Annotated in this window: 13 protein-coding genes and 1 tRNA gene; 6 read left to right on the top strand and 8 right to left on the bottom strand. The window is 49.9% G+C overall.

Annotated features, from left to right (window positions below; translation table 11 throughout):
• Positions 1 to 81: 81 nt before the first annotated feature.
• On the bottom strand, positions 82 to 2727 hold the full coding sequence (locus tag ACAN55_RS15850; RefSeq protein WP_379134678.1) for an adenosylcobalamin-dependent ribonucleoside-diphosphate reductase: 2646 nt from the start codon (positions 2725 to 2727) through the stop codon (positions 82 to 84).
• A 325-nt stretch (positions 2728 to 3052) separates the two neighbouring features.
• Here ACAN55_RS15850 and ACAN55_RS15845 point away from each other — a divergent pair, with 325 nt between their 5' ends.
• The 3 genes from ACAN55_RS15845 (at position 3053) to ACAN55_RS15835 (ending at position 6997) form a co-directional block, all read left to right on the top strand.
• On the top strand, positions 3053 to 4798 hold the full coding sequence (locus tag ACAN55_RS15845; RefSeq protein WP_379134675.1) for a DEAD/DEAH box helicase: 1746 nt from the start codon (positions 3053 to 3055) through the stop codon (positions 4796 to 4798).
• Positions 4795 to 5808 (top strand): YqhG family protein, encoded by a 1014-nt coding sequence (locus ACAN55_RS15840; protein ID WP_379134671.1) that lies wholly within the window; start codon positions 4795 to 4797, stop codon positions 5806 to 5808. Before ACAN55_RS15845 ends, ACAN55_RS15840 begins: the two co-directional genes overlap by 4 nt.
• Positions 5809 to 5953: 145 nt before the next feature.
• Entirely contained in the window at positions 5954 to 6997 is a 1044-nt protein-coding gene (locus ACAN55_RS15835; RefSeq protein WP_379134669.1) for a hypothetical protein, read from the top strand.
• Between the two features lie 59 nt (positions 6998 to 7056).
• Here the strand turns inward: ACAN55_RS15835 and ACAN55_RS15830 are convergent, their stop codons facing one another.
• Entirely contained in the window at positions 7057 to 7251 is a 195-nt protein-coding gene (locus ACAN55_RS15830) for a YqzE family protein (protein ID WP_379134666.1), read from the bottom strand.
• 164 nt (positions 7252 to 7415) lie between these two features.
• On the opposite strand from ACAN55_RS15830, the gene ACAN55_RS15825 reads away from it, so the two are divergent.
• Positions 7416 to 8165: an N-acetylmuramoyl-L-alanine amidase family protein gene (locus ACAN55_RS15825; RefSeq protein ID WP_379134664.1), complete on the top strand. Its 750-nt coding sequence runs from the start codon at positions 7416 to 7418 to the stop codon at positions 8163 to 8165.
• Here ACAN55_RS15825 and ACAN55_RS15820 read toward each other — a convergent pair.
• On the bottom strand, positions 8152 to 9051 hold the full coding sequence (locus ACAN55_RS15820; protein ID WP_379134661.1) for a divergent polysaccharide deacetylase family protein: 900 nt from the start codon (positions 9049 to 9051) through the stop codon (positions 8152 to 8154). The two genes, ACAN55_RS15825 and ACAN55_RS15820, sit on opposite strands and share 14 nt — an antisense overlap.
• 382 nt (positions 9052 to 9433) lie before the next feature.
• Positions 9434 to 9517: transfer RNA gene (locus ACAN55_RS15815), tRNA-Leu, on the bottom strand.
• Between the two features lie 171 nt (positions 9518 to 9688).
• On the opposite strand from ACAN55_RS15815, the gene ACAN55_RS15810 reads away from it, so the two are divergent.
• Positions 9689 to 10135, top strand: coding sequence for a YhjD family protein (locus tag ACAN55_RS15810; RefSeq protein WP_379134658.1), 447 nt, complete (start codon positions 9689 to 9691; stop codon positions 10133 to 10135).
• Between the two features lie 366 nt (positions 10136 to 10501).
• On the opposite strand, the gene ACAN55_RS15805 is transcribed toward ACAN55_RS15810, so the two are convergent.
• From ACAN55_RS15805 to ACAN55_RS15795, 3 genes are all read right to left on the bottom strand, one after another.
• Positions 10502 to 10717, bottom strand: coding sequence for a hypothetical protein (locus tag ACAN55_RS15805; RefSeq protein ID WP_379134654.1), 216 nt, complete (start codon positions 10715 to 10717; stop codon positions 10502 to 10504).
• Positions 10718 to 10827: 110 nt separating this feature from the next.
• Positions 10828 to 11145: a hypothetical protein gene (locus ACAN55_RS15800; RefSeq protein WP_379134652.1), complete on the bottom strand. Its 318-nt coding sequence runs from the start codon at positions 11143 to 11145 to the stop codon at positions 10828 to 10830.
• 104 nt (positions 11146 to 11249) lie between these two features.
• Complete coding sequence (locus ACAN55_RS15795) at positions 11250 to 11822, bottom strand: xanthine phosphoribosyltransferase (protein WP_379134649.1); 573 nt, start codon at positions 11820 to 11822, stop codon at positions 11250 to 11252.
• A 149-nt stretch (positions 11823 to 11971) separates the two neighbouring features.
• Here ACAN55_RS15795 and ACAN55_RS15790 point away from each other — a divergent pair, with 149 nt between their 5' ends.
• Positions 11972 to 13087 (top strand): YkvI family membrane protein, encoded by a 1116-nt coding sequence (locus ACAN55_RS15790; protein WP_379134646.1) that lies wholly within the window; start codon positions 11972 to 11974, stop codon positions 13085 to 13087.
• Here ACAN55_RS15790 and ACAN55_RS15785 read toward each other — a convergent pair.
• On the bottom strand, positions 13074 to 14613 hold a 1540-nt coding region (locus ACAN55_RS15785; protein WP_379134643.1), incomplete at its 5' end, for an ATP-binding protein. The two genes, ACAN55_RS15790 and ACAN55_RS15785, sit on opposite strands and share 14 nt — an antisense overlap.

Here is a 14613-nt window from a genome sequence, read left to right as displayed (position 1 = left end):
GCACTGCTTTCTTTTGCATATAATTTCGCAGTTTTCATGATCCATCACAAATTAAGGGAGCCCCATGGGCTCCCTTAATTATTATCCACAGCGGCTATATCCGCAGTTGCTACAAGTCTTACATCCTTCAATGTTCACCAGCGAGGCACTGCCGCAGGATGGGCAGAGGTCGCGGGAAGCTTTCGCATGGCTGTGTGCGCCATGACCAACGTGACTGTCAGCAGCCGGCAGGCTGGCCTTCAGTTCAGCATTCAACGCATCATTGAAATCCTCAAGCTCCAGTGTAGCTGCGATTGGAGCAGGAACATGGTCATCCTGCGCATTGTTCAGGACATGAGTTTCCAAGGCTTTCGCTACTGCGTCCGCGATAGATTCTACGCGATTCGCGCCGAAGCCGATGGCGCCGGAGCCGCCGATGCCTTTGAGGTGTTTGATCAGGAGTTCGACCTTCTCGCCGTGATCCCCGTAGCGCAGGAACAACGAGCAGACACGGCCCAGGGCTTCCGCCATGGCGAATACGTCAGAACCGGCTTTACCTACGTTCAGGAAGATTTCGGCCGGAGTGCCGTCCAGATCATTGATCGTGATATAAGCCATGCCGAATGGCGTGTTAATCTTATAGGTTGCGCCGCGCAGAATCTGCGGACGTTTCTTGTATTGTTTATCCAGCACATTCGAGCCTGCTTGCGGTGCTGGTGCGGCTGCAACGGAAGTGTCAGCCACTGCCGGAGCAGCTGTTTCGATAGCTTCAACCGCCGCCGTTTCCTGGGCGGGTGCGTCCTTCTTCTCTTCCTTATTATCGGTCTGCAGAACCTGTACGTCACGGCTGCCGTCACGGTAGATGGTTACACCTTTGCAGCCCAGATCAAAGGCCATTTCATACAGCTCTGCAGTTTCTTCCACAGTAAAGTCGGAAGGGCAGTTCGCTGTTTTAGAGATGGAACTGTCCACCCAGCGCTGAATGGCGGCTTGCGCACGGATGTGATCCTTAGCTGACAAATCCATTGAAGTTACGAAATACTCTGGCAATTCTTCACCCGGATGGGCTTCCAGCCACTCCTGGGCAATTGGCACGAACTGCTCATCGAAGCCGAGACGGCTTTGACGATAATATTTGAAAGCGAAGTAAGGCTCAATACCGGTGGAGGTTCCCACCATTGTTCCCGTACTGCCTGTAGGTGCTTGGGTAATAACGGTAACGTTGCGCATTCCGTGCTTGCGGATGGATTCTCCGACTTCCGGATATACATCAACAATATTCTTCATGAATCCGCTCAGCATATATTTCTCGGTATCGAAAGCTTTGAAGGAACCCTTCTCACCGGCAATTTCGGAAGAAGCCAGATAAGCCTCACGGGCCATAAACCCGTACAGCTTGTCCAAGAACTCCAGGGATTCCGGGCTGCCGTAACGGATATTCAGCTTGATCATCAGCTCAGCAAGTCCCATCGTACCGAGACCTACACGGCGCTCCAGCTTTTGATTAGCTTCATTTTCCGGGAAGTGGTAAGGCGTCTTATCGATAACATTGTCAAGGAAACGAACGGAATACCGCGTCGTTGTTGCCAGCTCTGCCCAATCCACATCATGATTCTGCTCGTCATAGAATTTGGAGAGATTGATAGCCGACAGATTGCAGACACCCCAGCCCGGCAGACCTTGCTCACCACAAGGATTCGTGCAGATAATCGGGTTGAAGTACCAGCTATTGGACATTTGGTTGTAGTATTCCATAAATACGACACCCGGCTCAGCCGATTTCCATGCCGATTCGATGATGGTGTGCCACACGTCGCGGGCTTTTACCGTACGATAGTGGATCACACTCCGGCCATCGGCCTTCCACTTATCGAGATCTCCGTCCCAGAGCTCATTGTAATCCGGGTCTGTAGTATCCGGGAATACGAGATCCCAATCCAGATCCTCTTTGACCGCCTTCATAAAGCTGTTGCTTACGCAAACGGACAAGTTCGCGTTGGTTACTTGTCCCATGGTCTGCTTCACGGTAATGAAGTCCACCACGTCCGGATGCCAGTCGTTAATCATCAGCATCAAAGCACCGCGGCGGCTGCCGCCTTGCTCGATGAGTCCGGTCGTATAACTGAACAATCCGCCCCATGATACGGAGCCGCTGGAAGAACCGTTAACCCCGCGAACAATCGCACGGCGTGGACGCAGCGACGACAGGTTAATTCCTACACCGCCGCCGCGAGCCATAATCTCGGTCATTTCAGACAAGGTCTTCATGATGCCGCCACGGCTGTCTTTAGGAGAAGGTACTACATAACAGTTGAACAGTGTAAGCTCTTCACTGGCTCCGGCACCTGCTGCAATCCGTCCCCCCGGCACGAGCTTCCAGTCATCCAGGATGCTGCGGAATTTACCCGTCCACTCCTCTTGTAGCTCAGGAGTTTTTTCCACCGAAGCCATGGCAGCCGCCAAGCGGTCCCACATTTCCTCAGGTGTTTTTTCTATATTAAGCGTAAGTTTCTCGACATCAGACTGCACGTACTCGCCGCGACGTGTTTTTACTGTTACGATCCGGCCGTTCCGCTCTACAATCTCGCCGACTTCCTTAGTCGGAAATTTAGGATCATCCTTGGTCAGTACGAGAACCACATCGCCTACCTTGGCATTGTTGCTGTCCGCATCTTTCCAGGCATAACGGTCCAGGAATATTTTCTCACTCAGGCCCTCGAGGCGCTGCTTCCGTTCTACTGTACTCAATCAAATAACCTCCCGCGATTGTAATTAACGCTTCTCTCTTGTCAATAACAAATAACCCTAAAAACCACGTTTCAAATCAAGTTTTTGAACATTTGTCACAATATATTGTATACATCAGCCTTTAAACTATACCACATATTGTATCACAGGTGTTTTTGAAGAATAGGGCCATCCTGCCCAAATATCATTAATTCTTCTCCCTTTTTCTCACTCTTACTTCCTTTTTTATTAGATTAAAAGAAAAGTTAAGTTATGAATCCTCTCGTTTTCGCGCATACTACTTCTACGTATTGGTATGTACTCAAGCACTGGAGGTGGCCCTTGCATGACGCAATTATTCCGTAATTCTCCACCCCGAAACGCTGGGAATCCAGCCCCTATATTACCCGTTCCGCTATCTTTTGACCGCAGTTGGCTTGAGGATTTGGAGTCCAGGCTGAATAAAGGCGGGCCCTGGGGAGATTTAAGACTATCACGCCTTGCTATTGAGGGTGAACGGTCCGCGCTTGTCACAAGCTTCTCCGAGCTTCAGTGCATGAAGCATCTCCAAGGCCTCTCTCCGCTCCCCCACCAGATTGATACCGCGCATAAGGTGCTGTTCGAAATGTCGGGCAGGGCTATTCTGGCAGATGAGGTTGGGCTCGGCAAGACCATTGAAGCAGGGCTGATTCTAAAAGAGTATCTTGTGCGCGGACTGGTCTCCAAGGTTCTGATCCTAGTCCCAGCATCTCTCGTGCTGCAGTGGGTACGCGAGTTGAACTCCAAATTTGGAATCTCCGCCATTGCCCAGAAAAAGGCTTATTCCTGGGAAAGCGACATCGTTGTGGCATCTATGGATACGGCTAAACGCGATCCGCACAAGGAGATGCTGCTTGGCAATGAATACGACATGCTCATTATCGATGAAGCACACAAGCTGAAGAATAAGAAGACCACGAACTATGTGTTTGTCCAACAGCTTCGCAAAAAATACTGCCTGCTGCTGACCGCAACGCCAGTCCAGAATGATCTTGGGGAGCTGTTTAATCTGATTACGCTGCTGAAGCCGGGGCAACTCGGGAATCAAAACGATTTCGCCGCGAACTTTGTTGTGGATAAACGGGTTCCTAAGAATGAAGAGCAGCTTAAAGGCGCTTTGTCCAAGGTCATGATCCGCAACCGGCGCGGCGAAGGCGAGATGGTATTCACCAAACGAAAGGTCCGTAATATCCCGCTCACGCTTTCTTCAGAGGAAAAGGTATTATATGATGCCGTCACTTCTTTTGTCAAAGACCAATATCAGGAATCCGGCGGCAATCTCACCAGTATGCTATCTCTCGTTACCCTGCAACGCGAGGTCTGTAGCAGCCGGGATGCCGTATTTGTAACACTGGTCAATCTGATGAAAAAGCTGCCGGAGGATTCGCCCAAACGGGAGCGGATGTTTGAGCTGTTACAGCTGATCCGGACCGTTAAAACCAATACTAAAGCCGAGACAGCACTATCACTTATTAAAGAGCTCAATGAGAAGGTAATCGTCTTTACCGAATACCGCGCGACCCAGGAGTATTTAATGAATTTCTTCCGGGAGCATGGACTACAGAGCGTGCCATATTCCGGCGGAATGAATCGGGGCAAAAAAGACTGGATGATGGATTTATTCCGCGGTCGTGCACAGGTAATGATAGCGACAGAAGCAGGCGGTGAGGGCATCAACCTGCAATTTTGCCACCATATGATCAATTTCGATCTGCCCTGGAACCCCATGCGGGTAGAGCAGCGGATCGGACGCGTACACAGGCTGGGTCAGGAGAATGATGTCATCATCACAAATCTGTCCACCCTGGGCACCATTGAGGAACATATCCTGCATCTGCTGCACGAGAAGATCAACATGTTCGAAATGGTCATTGGCGGACTGGATGTCATTCTGGAGAAATTCGAGAAAAAGGAATCTCTGGAGAAAAGCCTCTATAAAATCATTTTGGAAGCAAGTAGTGATGAAGAGCTCCGCAGCAGAGTCGATGACATCGGTCAGTCTCTGAGTGAGCTAACCGAAGGCATACAACGGGAGAGTGATATTTCGTCATGACCTTATCCCTGCAAGAAATCCGCACGCAAGTAGTGGATTATCTTGAAGCTACCGAGAGCACCATACTGGAGCAATCCCCTCATCATGTAACGGTGAAGCTGTCACCGCGTGCGGACCGCATGCTGACGGATCGTCCTTATTATTGGGGATTTGTAGAGCGGACCGGAGTGGAACCCGAGACGTTGTCATTTACTTTTGTATTTGATCCGGAGCAATATGACGATCCCGCTGCCCGGATACGGCAACCGACGGATTCAGCGGTGCTGGCGCCACCTGCTGGCGCATCACCCAATGTTTCATCACCTAATGTCTCTCTGCCCGGAGCCCTGCCGAATCCGCAGGATGGCATTCTGGCACGTTATTTTGGCGTTACCCCTATGGTTCCCAGGATCGGCCCGGGCCTCGTCCGCCGGGAGGATGTGACCTATGGAAGCAGACGGCTGCGGCAAATCTGGTCGGCTGCGCGGGAAGAGGGCAAATGTCTCCATCTCTTCGAGGTCCCTGCAAGCCGGCAGCGAAACACCTTATTCTCCGCATCTTATGAACCATGGCTGGGTGTATGCTTTAAGGTCGAGATGAGCTGTGACTTGAAATGTGAGCAGTTGAACTTTCTCGGGATATCGCTCGCCAGCGGGGCAATCATCGAGGATTTCTCAGGTAGAATCGGAGCAGATACCTTACAGCTTACCCCCCGTCTGCCGGAGAACGTGCACATTCAGCCCTATCAGTTCTCGCTCACAACAGGTACAGACAAGCTGGAAGAACACCTGACCTCCCGCCTTTCCGAAATGGATTTCTCCTGGGCTGAGGAAGCACGGGAACGCCTACAGTTAGAGCTGGCCATTATCGACGTGTATTATGAGGATCTTCTGAAAGAACCCGATGAAGAGAAACGTCAGCTCGTACAGGAGCAGTACACCAGACGCCGCAACGAAACCATCTGGCAATACGAACCCAGAATTACAGTTTCTGCAGTGACCTACGGTTTATTCCATCTGCGAAGCACATGAAATACGTAAGATCTGACCCCGCTCGCTAAAAGCAGGCAAAATAACAAGAGAAACACATGGGAGAAGCGCGACAGCAAGCAACACCCTTTTTGGCGCTTGTCCCATACAATATATGTGAGAAATAAATGTGAGGTGAATGTCTGAAATGACAATAAGGACTCGACAGAAGAGGGCCGGTAACGGGCGAAAAATATTGCCCCTTCTGCTTCTTGGTCTGGTGATTGCTGTTTCCGGGTTAGGTTTTCCATCCAGACTGGACGCAACTGGTGCCTCCCCACTAATTCCCAAAGTTGCTACTACCGGATTAGAGCTGCGAGCATCGGCTGCTCCGGACACCCTTGAGAGCTTTGTCAGACTTACAATGGAGAAGTTGTCCAAAGATTCTCTATTCAAGAACTGGAATGGTGCTGAAGGCCGTTATTACCCTCTTGGTCCAGGCACTCATGGCTGGCTTGTTAATGTTATGAAGGGAGAACAGCGGATAGGCTATCTCATTATTGCCGCAAAAGAAGACGGGGGATATGTTGTTAGCGAATACGGGGCTGGTAATGAGGGACTTCCATACAGCCTGACCGATCTGCGCCAGACTCTGGTGCAGTCAGGAATAATAACATCCAATTATTCAGGATCTATTGAACTGACACCTCTATATTTACCGCTGCTTCCACTATGGGAAGTGGTAATAAAAGGTAAAAAAGTATATATGAACGCCGCTCTGCCTGAAGTGTTACCATGGAATACCAGCAAAGTGGAACTCATGCTCCACAGTGCGGACAAAGAAACTGAAATCGCGCCAATACAGAACCTGTCCATGCCACAAGCGGCTTATCGGAGTGGAATCTCCTCAGATCCTTATGATAATCTGCTGTGGCTGACAAGCCCTAAGCAGCCGTTAATTAAGGATGAGCTGTATCCGGCGCTACTGCAGCACGTTGGACGATTTGTATTCAAGTCTTCAGCGGCTAACGAAGACTTTGGTGCCCCGTTGACACTCACAGGTTATCAATTATGGGTCACACCAGGGGATGCCCAGGGACTGAAGTCAGCACAAAGTCAAACAAAGGTAATTGCCTATGCAGCCGCAGGACCGCAGGGCAATCGCTTCCTGCCTCTTTCTCTACTGCAGAAGAAAGGCTCGCTGCACGCAGCACCATCTTCAGACAAGAACAACATAGAGGATTTTAATTAAACATCAGACAACTCAAATAACCCTCCATCCTGTAAGGCAGTGGAGGGTTATTTGCAATTCTAAAGTGAATCCTTCTTGTTCCGGCTCCATTTACTCCGCCAGATTGAGATCCCGAGAGGCATCATACCGAACCATTTTTGGGACCAGGGTTGTCTTGGTACCTCGTCACGCTTTCGCTGGTCACGCGGACTCTCTATATACACTACAACTTTCTCCGTTATATACTTCACAAGTTCATCTCCACCCGAAGCCATATCCCCACCTCCAATCGAGTCTTTACTTCAAACTTCAGTTCCCGATTTCCATGTAATTAGTCTGCACCAATTGGCCTCTATCTAAACAAACACCTCTAGTTTGTATACTTTAAACCACATTCACACACGCTAACAAAATATCACCGATACAGGAGGCGTTGCATGTGAAGATAAAAGAAATATGGCGAAAGCATATTCCTCTAAGATGCTTGAGCTTTCTATGTATTACGTCCGGAATGCTGGCCTATATGAGCTTCACACCAAGTGTTAATGGAGCCGCTTTAAAGGAAGTAAGCATACCCCATGCACCCCATACTATACTGGGGCAGGGACAACGTGTGATCCTTATCGATGCCGGACATGGCGGCATTGATGGCGGCACCTCTTACGGTACATTGCTGGAAAAGGACCTGACGCTTGATATTTCCCGCAAGCTGTACCTTCTGCTGCGCAGTGACGGCTTCAACACAGTTCTAAACCGCTTCGGAGACTATGCGCCTAGTGATGATAACCGCTGGCTGCGCAGCTCTTCACGCCATATGCGCGATCTTGCCCAGCGTAAAGAACTCGCAGAAACTCTGCCGACAACGGTTGTCGTCAGCATTCATGTGAACTGGGCGCCCTCATCTTCACCGCACGGGCCGATCGTATTGTACCGCCAAAAGGAAGGGCGTAGCTTCATGCTCGCTAAGGCAATTCAAGGTGAACTAAATGGTCTGTATGGTGTAAAAGGCGAAGTCAAACCCGGCAAACCCTTTTATCTGCTCAATACAATAACCGCCCCAACAGTAATCGTCGAGGCGGGATTTATCAGCAGTCCGGCGGACCGGGCCAAGTTATGCTCACCGTTCGGACAACAGGCAATAGCCGAGGCGATCTCCAGAGGCATTAGAGTATATCTTACGGAAGTGTAGGATCCGCCTTCCATTTCAATTCTTCTTTGAGGAGATCAGAAATTCCCACAAATTCAACACTGTCTTTCATTTCATTAATGCCGCCGCGGATTCCGGCGGCAGTCTCTTTGCCTTGAATGCCGACATGACCGATCGTGATGCAGTAGCGGGATTTCATTGCTTTTTCATGAACAAGGTGCATTTGTTTTAGTACATGACCCGCGGTGTGATTATCATCAAGAAAGACTTGATTCTCCACGCGCGGCAGTCCCTTCTGAGCAGACAACTTGCCTACCACAGAGCGGTAACTCGTCTTACTATCCACAAAAAACAATCCCCGTTCCTTACAGACCGATAACACAATATCCATCACTCGTTCATCACTGGTGACCTTCGAGCCCATATGATTATTAATACCGATAGCATATGGAACATCATCCAAGGCTGCCTCCACCCTCTTGCGTACTTCATCATCACTCATCTGCGACAATACCGCCCCCGGACCCAGCCATTCAGGTTTGCCGTGGCGCGGCTCCATCGGAAGATGCAGCAGCACGTCGTCTCCGCGTTTGTGTGCTCGAATTGCATCCTCCTTGGTTGTGGACAGAAACGGCATAACGGCTACCGTGAGCTTAACCGGAAGTTTGAACATTTCATCCGTACCCCGCATGCCATTGCCAAAGTCGTCAATGATTACAGCGACCCGGCTTCGTGGGGAATGTGCCTTATCTACCGTTACACGTTCATTATCCGGGGGCTGCTTGTCTCCTTTAGATGCCTGTGGGCTGACAGTATTAACCCCCTCCGCCTCGCTTACTCCCGTAACTGGTGATACGGATGCCATCAACAGAGCGATCATTCCCATGCAACAGATAGCCGCCCTTTGTAGTACATCTCTTCTCAACATAAGCTCAACTCCCCTTAAATGATCTGTTCTCATTGTTTGCCTAGGAAAAAGTTATTATGTGAATCAGCTTCGTCCAACTATTAACAAAGAGTTCACGGACATCTGCGTTATCAAAAAAACATCCACCCTTCATGTGAAGTGCTGATGAATTACCAGCTATTTCATAATAAAGAGGGGATGTTTTATGTATCGGCTTGTGGAATTTGTTGAACAAATAAAAAAGGTTTCCAATCTGCCCGGAAGCAGTTCAGAAACCTGTTATTGATAATGTANTAATAAAGAGGGGATGTTTTATGTATCGGCTTGTGGAATTTGTTGAACAAATAAAAAAGGTTTCCAATCTGCCCGGAAGCAGTTCAGAAACCTGTTATTGATAATGTAATGCGGTCGAGAGGACTCGAACCTCCACGATATTGCTACCACACGGACCTGAACCGTGCGCGTCTGCCAATTCCGCCACGACCGCATATTTTTAATACTCCGCTTTTGGCGGCGACAAGATATATCATACCACCCACAGATACAATCGTCAATATTTTTTATTTTAAACTTTTTTCTGTATAATTCTTGCTTTCATACATGGTTTCCATGTATAATAAGAACAAAGGTTCGCATACTAAATAACGAGGTGATTTGTATGGCGACTACCACAATAAAAACTCCAGATACAGCACAACATGTATCCCAAGAAGAACTGTCCCTTGTCAGAAGCTATTTGCTGCTTACATTTATCCATAAAGTATTTGAACGCGATTGCCGTGTCATCGGCCAAAGCGGCTTGTTCAAGACTCCACAGCTGTACATGGAGATGATCTCGGGCGGTGCCAAGAAGACCGCCGTCATGCTTCAGGAAGTCAAGCGTGAACTGGATTCCCACAAGTTGAGAATTACAACTATTACTCAGGATGTGCATGGTGTGGAAGCCAAATACTCCTGCAGAAGCATCCCCGGTGAGCTGAACATACAGTGGCCCGGATTCCGCCGGGAGATGATGCTGCGGATGCGTGCATACCTCGGTCTTGCAACCGAGTTCTCCATCGTAAGCCGCGATGAGCATGTAGAACAATTGTCCTTGTCCCTGTAACTAAATTCAGGCATTTCATACCACAACAGCTCACTGTCCGTTATTCATACGGCGGTGAGCTGTTGTGGTTTGATATGTTTTTAACCATTATTTATCGGCCAAAATCGCCTAACCATTCATTAGTTTTAGTCGGCTATAGGCTTCGATATCGCTGATTGCATTTAGTGCAATAGATTGGCGGGATATCCGCCCATTTGGCGATTCTGTTGCAATTTATACAGCAGATTACGCCCATATGACCCATTTATTGAAATTCAACTGCACAAAGTGCAACAGATAGCGAAAATCAGGTGTTCCAAGCTTATTCTGCTGCACAGAGTGCAACAGACAGCATATAGAAAGCTAATTTTGCTTATTCCATACCAACTACGTTAGGATATCTGGTCTAGGTTCGCTAAAGGGCTGAAATATATAATTCCGGTCCAGCTTCACCACCCGCTTATTCGGACGGCGAATCATCACTTGGTTTTCATCCCAGGCTAGCACAATTCCTTTGACATCATTGCTCTCCAGTCCATCGCGCACCACACGTATTTTCTCTCCGGAGATCCGGTAGGCATTCAGTTGTTCATCGCTGATCATGATATATACCCCCTTACACTTATCTTGTCCAGAATAAAAAAGACCACAATGAGTAATCATTGGGTCTCATGTAATCAACGAAAGAGATCATATTCTCTTCCCCGGCTCTCCTATATCAACGCTTCATTCTTCTCAAACCAAAAATCGAGAACTTTAGCAGACATCACTCGTTGCTCCAGATACTCCACTTGCTTGGTTGTAAACTTCTCTCTCCAAGAGAAGGACAATTCCTCACAAAGCCCTTTAATGGTCAGCAGTTCAGACCAGGCTACATAGCGTTTGTACCAAAAGAACTGAGGATGTTCAATCATATAGGGATAAAGGTCATCAAATTCAGTGTGCTTGCAGTCCAGCGCGCGCTCAAAGTGATCCTTGGCCTCGGTTAATTTATCAATAAAAAATTGCTGTGTCACCGGTTCATTCCCCATTGTGACGCCTCCTCTCTTCTGTCTACCTTTTATTATAAAGGAAAAGTTAGAGGGTGAAAAGCAGTTGTTTCGAAAATAGGCCATATTCTGATGATTACCAGTCCCTATTCATCAAAGACAATAGTCCCATCAGTTAGGGACATAATCCGTACCAGCGACTCTAGACGGATGCCCTGCTCTCTGATGGTGCGTGCTCCTGCCTGGAAGCTTTTTTCAACAACCACCCCGAGGCCCACAAGCTCTGCCCCCGAACGCTGGATGATCTTGATCAAGCCACGAGCGGCATCGCCGTTCGCAATGATGTCGTCAATAAACAGGATTTTGTCATCTTCGTTAATGAACTGGCGGGATAACATGATATCCGTCACAATCCCTTTGGTGAAGGAAGGTACACGTTCACATAACGAATCCGGATCGGCCAGCAAGGTCTTCTTGCGGCGGGCAAACACTAGTGGAACATTCAATACAAACGCAGTGGCAAATGCTACGGCAATACCCGAGGACTCTACGGTCACTACGCGGGTAACCCCGCTTTCCGCGAACCTCCGGGCGAACTCCCGTCCCATCTCCATTGTAAGCGCAGGATCAACCTGATGATTGAGCAGAGCATCAAGCTTCAGCACTTGATCCGAAATGACGACTCCCTCTGCGAGAATCCGCTGTTTTAATAATTCCATGAATCCAAACCTCCAATACCCTTTATAATTGCAGACCTTCCGATTAATGAGACAGACGGAAGTCATGTCCTTCTGTCCAACATCATAACCTGTACTATACGGACTGCACAAGGCATTCCTGCGAATACTTTAAGGAGGAGATCCATGCTATGAAGACTTCGATCCGCACCTTGCAAATCGCATTTACTTATATCGGCACCATTGTAGGAGCCGGTTTCGCCACAGGTCAGGAGATTCTCCAATTCTTCACGCAGTACGGGCGGTGGGCAGTTCTGACCATATTGCTCTCTACGATACTGTTTATCTGGTTGGGAACTAAAATGATGCTTGTCGCACACCGGATCGAGGCTGACTCCTATGAGGATTTCAACCGGCATCTGTTTGGCGAGAATGCAGGCAGGGTGATCAGCCTATTTACCTTGGTCATCCTGATCGGCGTCAACAGCATCATGCTCGCTGGTGCAGGAGCAATTTTTGAGGAGCATCTTGGACTTCATTTTCAGACCGGTCTGCTGCTAACCCTGGCTGGTGCCTACTTGCTTTTAAAAAGGGGAATATCCGGAATTCTGCAAATGAACAGCATTGTTGTACCGCTTATGCTTACTCTGTCTCTCATTATTGTATTTAATACACTTCATCTTCCGCAGGCAGGCCGCTTTCTGCTGCTGGATACCGAACGGAGCCTGTTCAGAACCTGGATGTCGCCCCTGCTGTATACAGCGTTTAATTTGGGAATGGCACAAGCCGTACTTGTTCCCCTTGCCCGCCAGACCAGAAACGTTAAGGCTTTGAAGCTCGGAGGCATATTAGGTGGAATCGGTATCGGTTTCATGCTGCTGACGGCACATTTTGCGATGAGTGCACAGATGCCGGGGATTCTTCAATTCGAGATTCCGATGGGAAGCATTGCCTTTCAACTCGGAACTGTAGTTCAGACCGTGTATTTGCTGCTTATATTCCTTGAGATCTTCAGTACCTTTGTAGCCGATATTTATGGAGTCACGATGCAGGTTAAGCAGCATCTCCCGATCGCTCCGGCCCTGATTACTCCACTCGTGATGCTGATCTGCTATGCTTTAAGCCAGTTCGGCTTCAGCTCCTTGCTATCGCTGTTCTATCCGATTTTCGGCGGGTTGTCACTGGTGTGGACTTTCATGCTGATCCGCACTCCGCTCTTCCCGCCACCGCGACTACCGTCCGCCCCTGAGGATACCAGCGGCAGATATGTACCCGTTGAACCGGCAACACGCATTACACGGAAATAATGGCTGCTGTCGGTATCCGCTCCGACACCGCCTCAGCTACATGCCGGTGGCAGGTCATCATCACAACCTGCCGGGTGGAAGACAACTTACCTACTAGCTCAAGTGCGGCATGAAGCCGTTGTTCATCAAAATTCACGAACAAATCGTCAAACAGCAGCGGCAAAGGTGCCTGCCGTGTCATCGTCTCGGCCAGAGCCAGCCTAAGTGCAAGATACAACTGCTCCGCAGTTCCGCGGCTAAGCTGTCCGCTGCTCAGCAACCCTTCGGTCCGGTGCTCTGCTTTAAGCTCTTTAGCCCCCAGCGTCATCACAACACGCCGGTATTCCCCTCCCGTCAACTGCTCGAAGAAGGATGAAGCCAGCAGCAGAACCTGCGGCTGTTTCTCCTGCTCGTAAATCCGGCGGGTCTTTCCGATCAATTCAGCTGTCAATGCCGTTATCGCATATTGTTCCGCAAGCTCCCGGAGGGCAGCACGCTGTTCCTCCAGCTGCTGGAGCGGTGAATCTTCGAGGCAGCGTTCCTGTAGTCCCGCCTGCTCCTGCAGAAGCTTGCCGCGAAGCTGAAGCAGCCGGTTCCATTCATCCTCTGCCCCTTGAACAACCTGTTCCTGAATCGAAAGCTGCTGGCTCAGCTCGGTCAGATCCCCGTTGTCCAGAAGCTCCAGAACATCTGATGTTCCTTCAGCATCCAAACCGGTGAACATGGCAAGCTCCCATTGCCGGATAGACCGTAACAGCTCGGCTCGCTGCTGAACGGCAGCCGCCCGGCGCAAGAAATCTTCCCCACTCGCTGCTCCGCCCTCCTGAAGAAGTCCCTCGCGACTCTCTTTCAAACGGCTCAATTCCGTGCGGCTGACTGCAAGCTCCTCTTCCTGTTTCAGCACATTTGACTTCAGATCCTCCCGGCGCAACATCCCTGCTTTGAGCTGATCCCATGCTATTTTTCTTGCCTCCAGCCACGTTAACCTTGAACCCGGATCAATCCCTGTATTCGATTGCTTTGCCAGCTCATCGCATTCCCTTTCAAACGCGTGGCATTCCTCTTCCATCTCTGCTATCCGCAGCGACAGCTTCTTCTCCTGCCGCAGCAGCTCGAACCCCTGCTCAACAGCAAGGAAAATGTCAGGCAGTCCGTCAGGGGAGAGTCCTTCCGGCAGGCAACGTTCCTGCAGCCACCGTTCGTATTGTTCAGCTGTCTCTTGAAATGAGCGCTCCGCCTGTTCCAGTGCCTCTGCCAGCACCACTTCCTGTCCGGTCAAGGCTTCCAGCTCTGCCCGTCTGGCATCACGCTCCTGCGTCAGCCGTTCGAGCCGCTGACGCCAGGCTGCCCAAGCCTCCATGAGCTTGCGCAGCTCTTTCATCCCCGCCTCCAGCCCGCTTGCGTCAGGGCTGGAAGGGGCCTCGGCCGACCGGCGCAGCGAGGCCGTGGGGCTCTCCGGCGCACCGCCGGAGAGCAGGAGCCCCCGCAGCCGCAGCATCTCGGCTGCGGCTGCGGTTGCACCCGCGTCCCCGCCGCCGTGCTCCGGC

The sequence above is a fragment of the Paenibacillus oryziterrae genome (assembly GCF_042610485.1).
Classification (GTDB): Bacteria; Bacillota; Bacilli; order Paenibacillales; family Paenibacillaceae; genus Paenibacillus_AQ.
The sequence above is the reverse complement of the archived record's forward strand: the minus strand, read 5'-3'. Positions and strand labels throughout refer to the sequence as shown.

Coding starts and splice junctions, on each gene's coding strand:
- ACAN55_RS15845 (WP_379134675.1), top strand. CDS start 3,053: ATGACGCAATTATTCCGTAATTCTCCACCCCGAAACGCTGGGAATCCA.
- ACAN55_RS15840 (WP_379134671.1), top strand. CDS start 4,795: ATGACCTTATCCCTGCAAGAAATCCGCACGCAAGTAGTGGATTATCTT.
- ACAN55_RS15835 (WP_379134669.1), top strand. CDS start 5,954: ATGACAATAAGGACTCGACAGAAGAGGGCCGGTAACGGGCGAAAAATA.
- ACAN55_RS15830 (WP_379134666.1), bottom strand. CDS start 7,251: ATGGCTTCGGGTGGAGATGAACTTGTGAAGTATATAACGGAGAAAGTT.
- ACAN55_RS15820 (WP_379134661.1), bottom strand. CDS start 9,051: ATGTTGAGAAGAGATGTACTACAAAGGGCGGCTATCTGTTGCATGGGA.
- ACAN55_RS15810 (WP_379134658.1), top strand. CDS start 9,689: ATGGCGACTACCACAATAAAAACTCCAGATACAGCACAACATGTATCC.
- ACAN55_RS15805 (WP_379134654.1), bottom strand. CDS start 10,717: ATGATCAGCGATGAACAACTGAATGCCTACCGGATCTCCGGAGAGAAA.
- ACAN55_RS15800 (WP_379134652.1), bottom strand. CDS start 11,145: ATGGGGAATGAACCGGTGACACAGCAATTTTTTATTGATAAATTAACC.
- ACAN55_RS15795 (WP_379134649.1), bottom strand. CDS start 11,822: ATGGAATTATTAAAACAGCGGATTCTCGCAGAGGGAGTCGTCATTTCG.
- ACAN55_RS15790 (WP_379134646.1), top strand. CDS start 11,972: ATGAAGACTTCGATCCGCACCTTGCAAATCGCATTTACTTATATCGGC.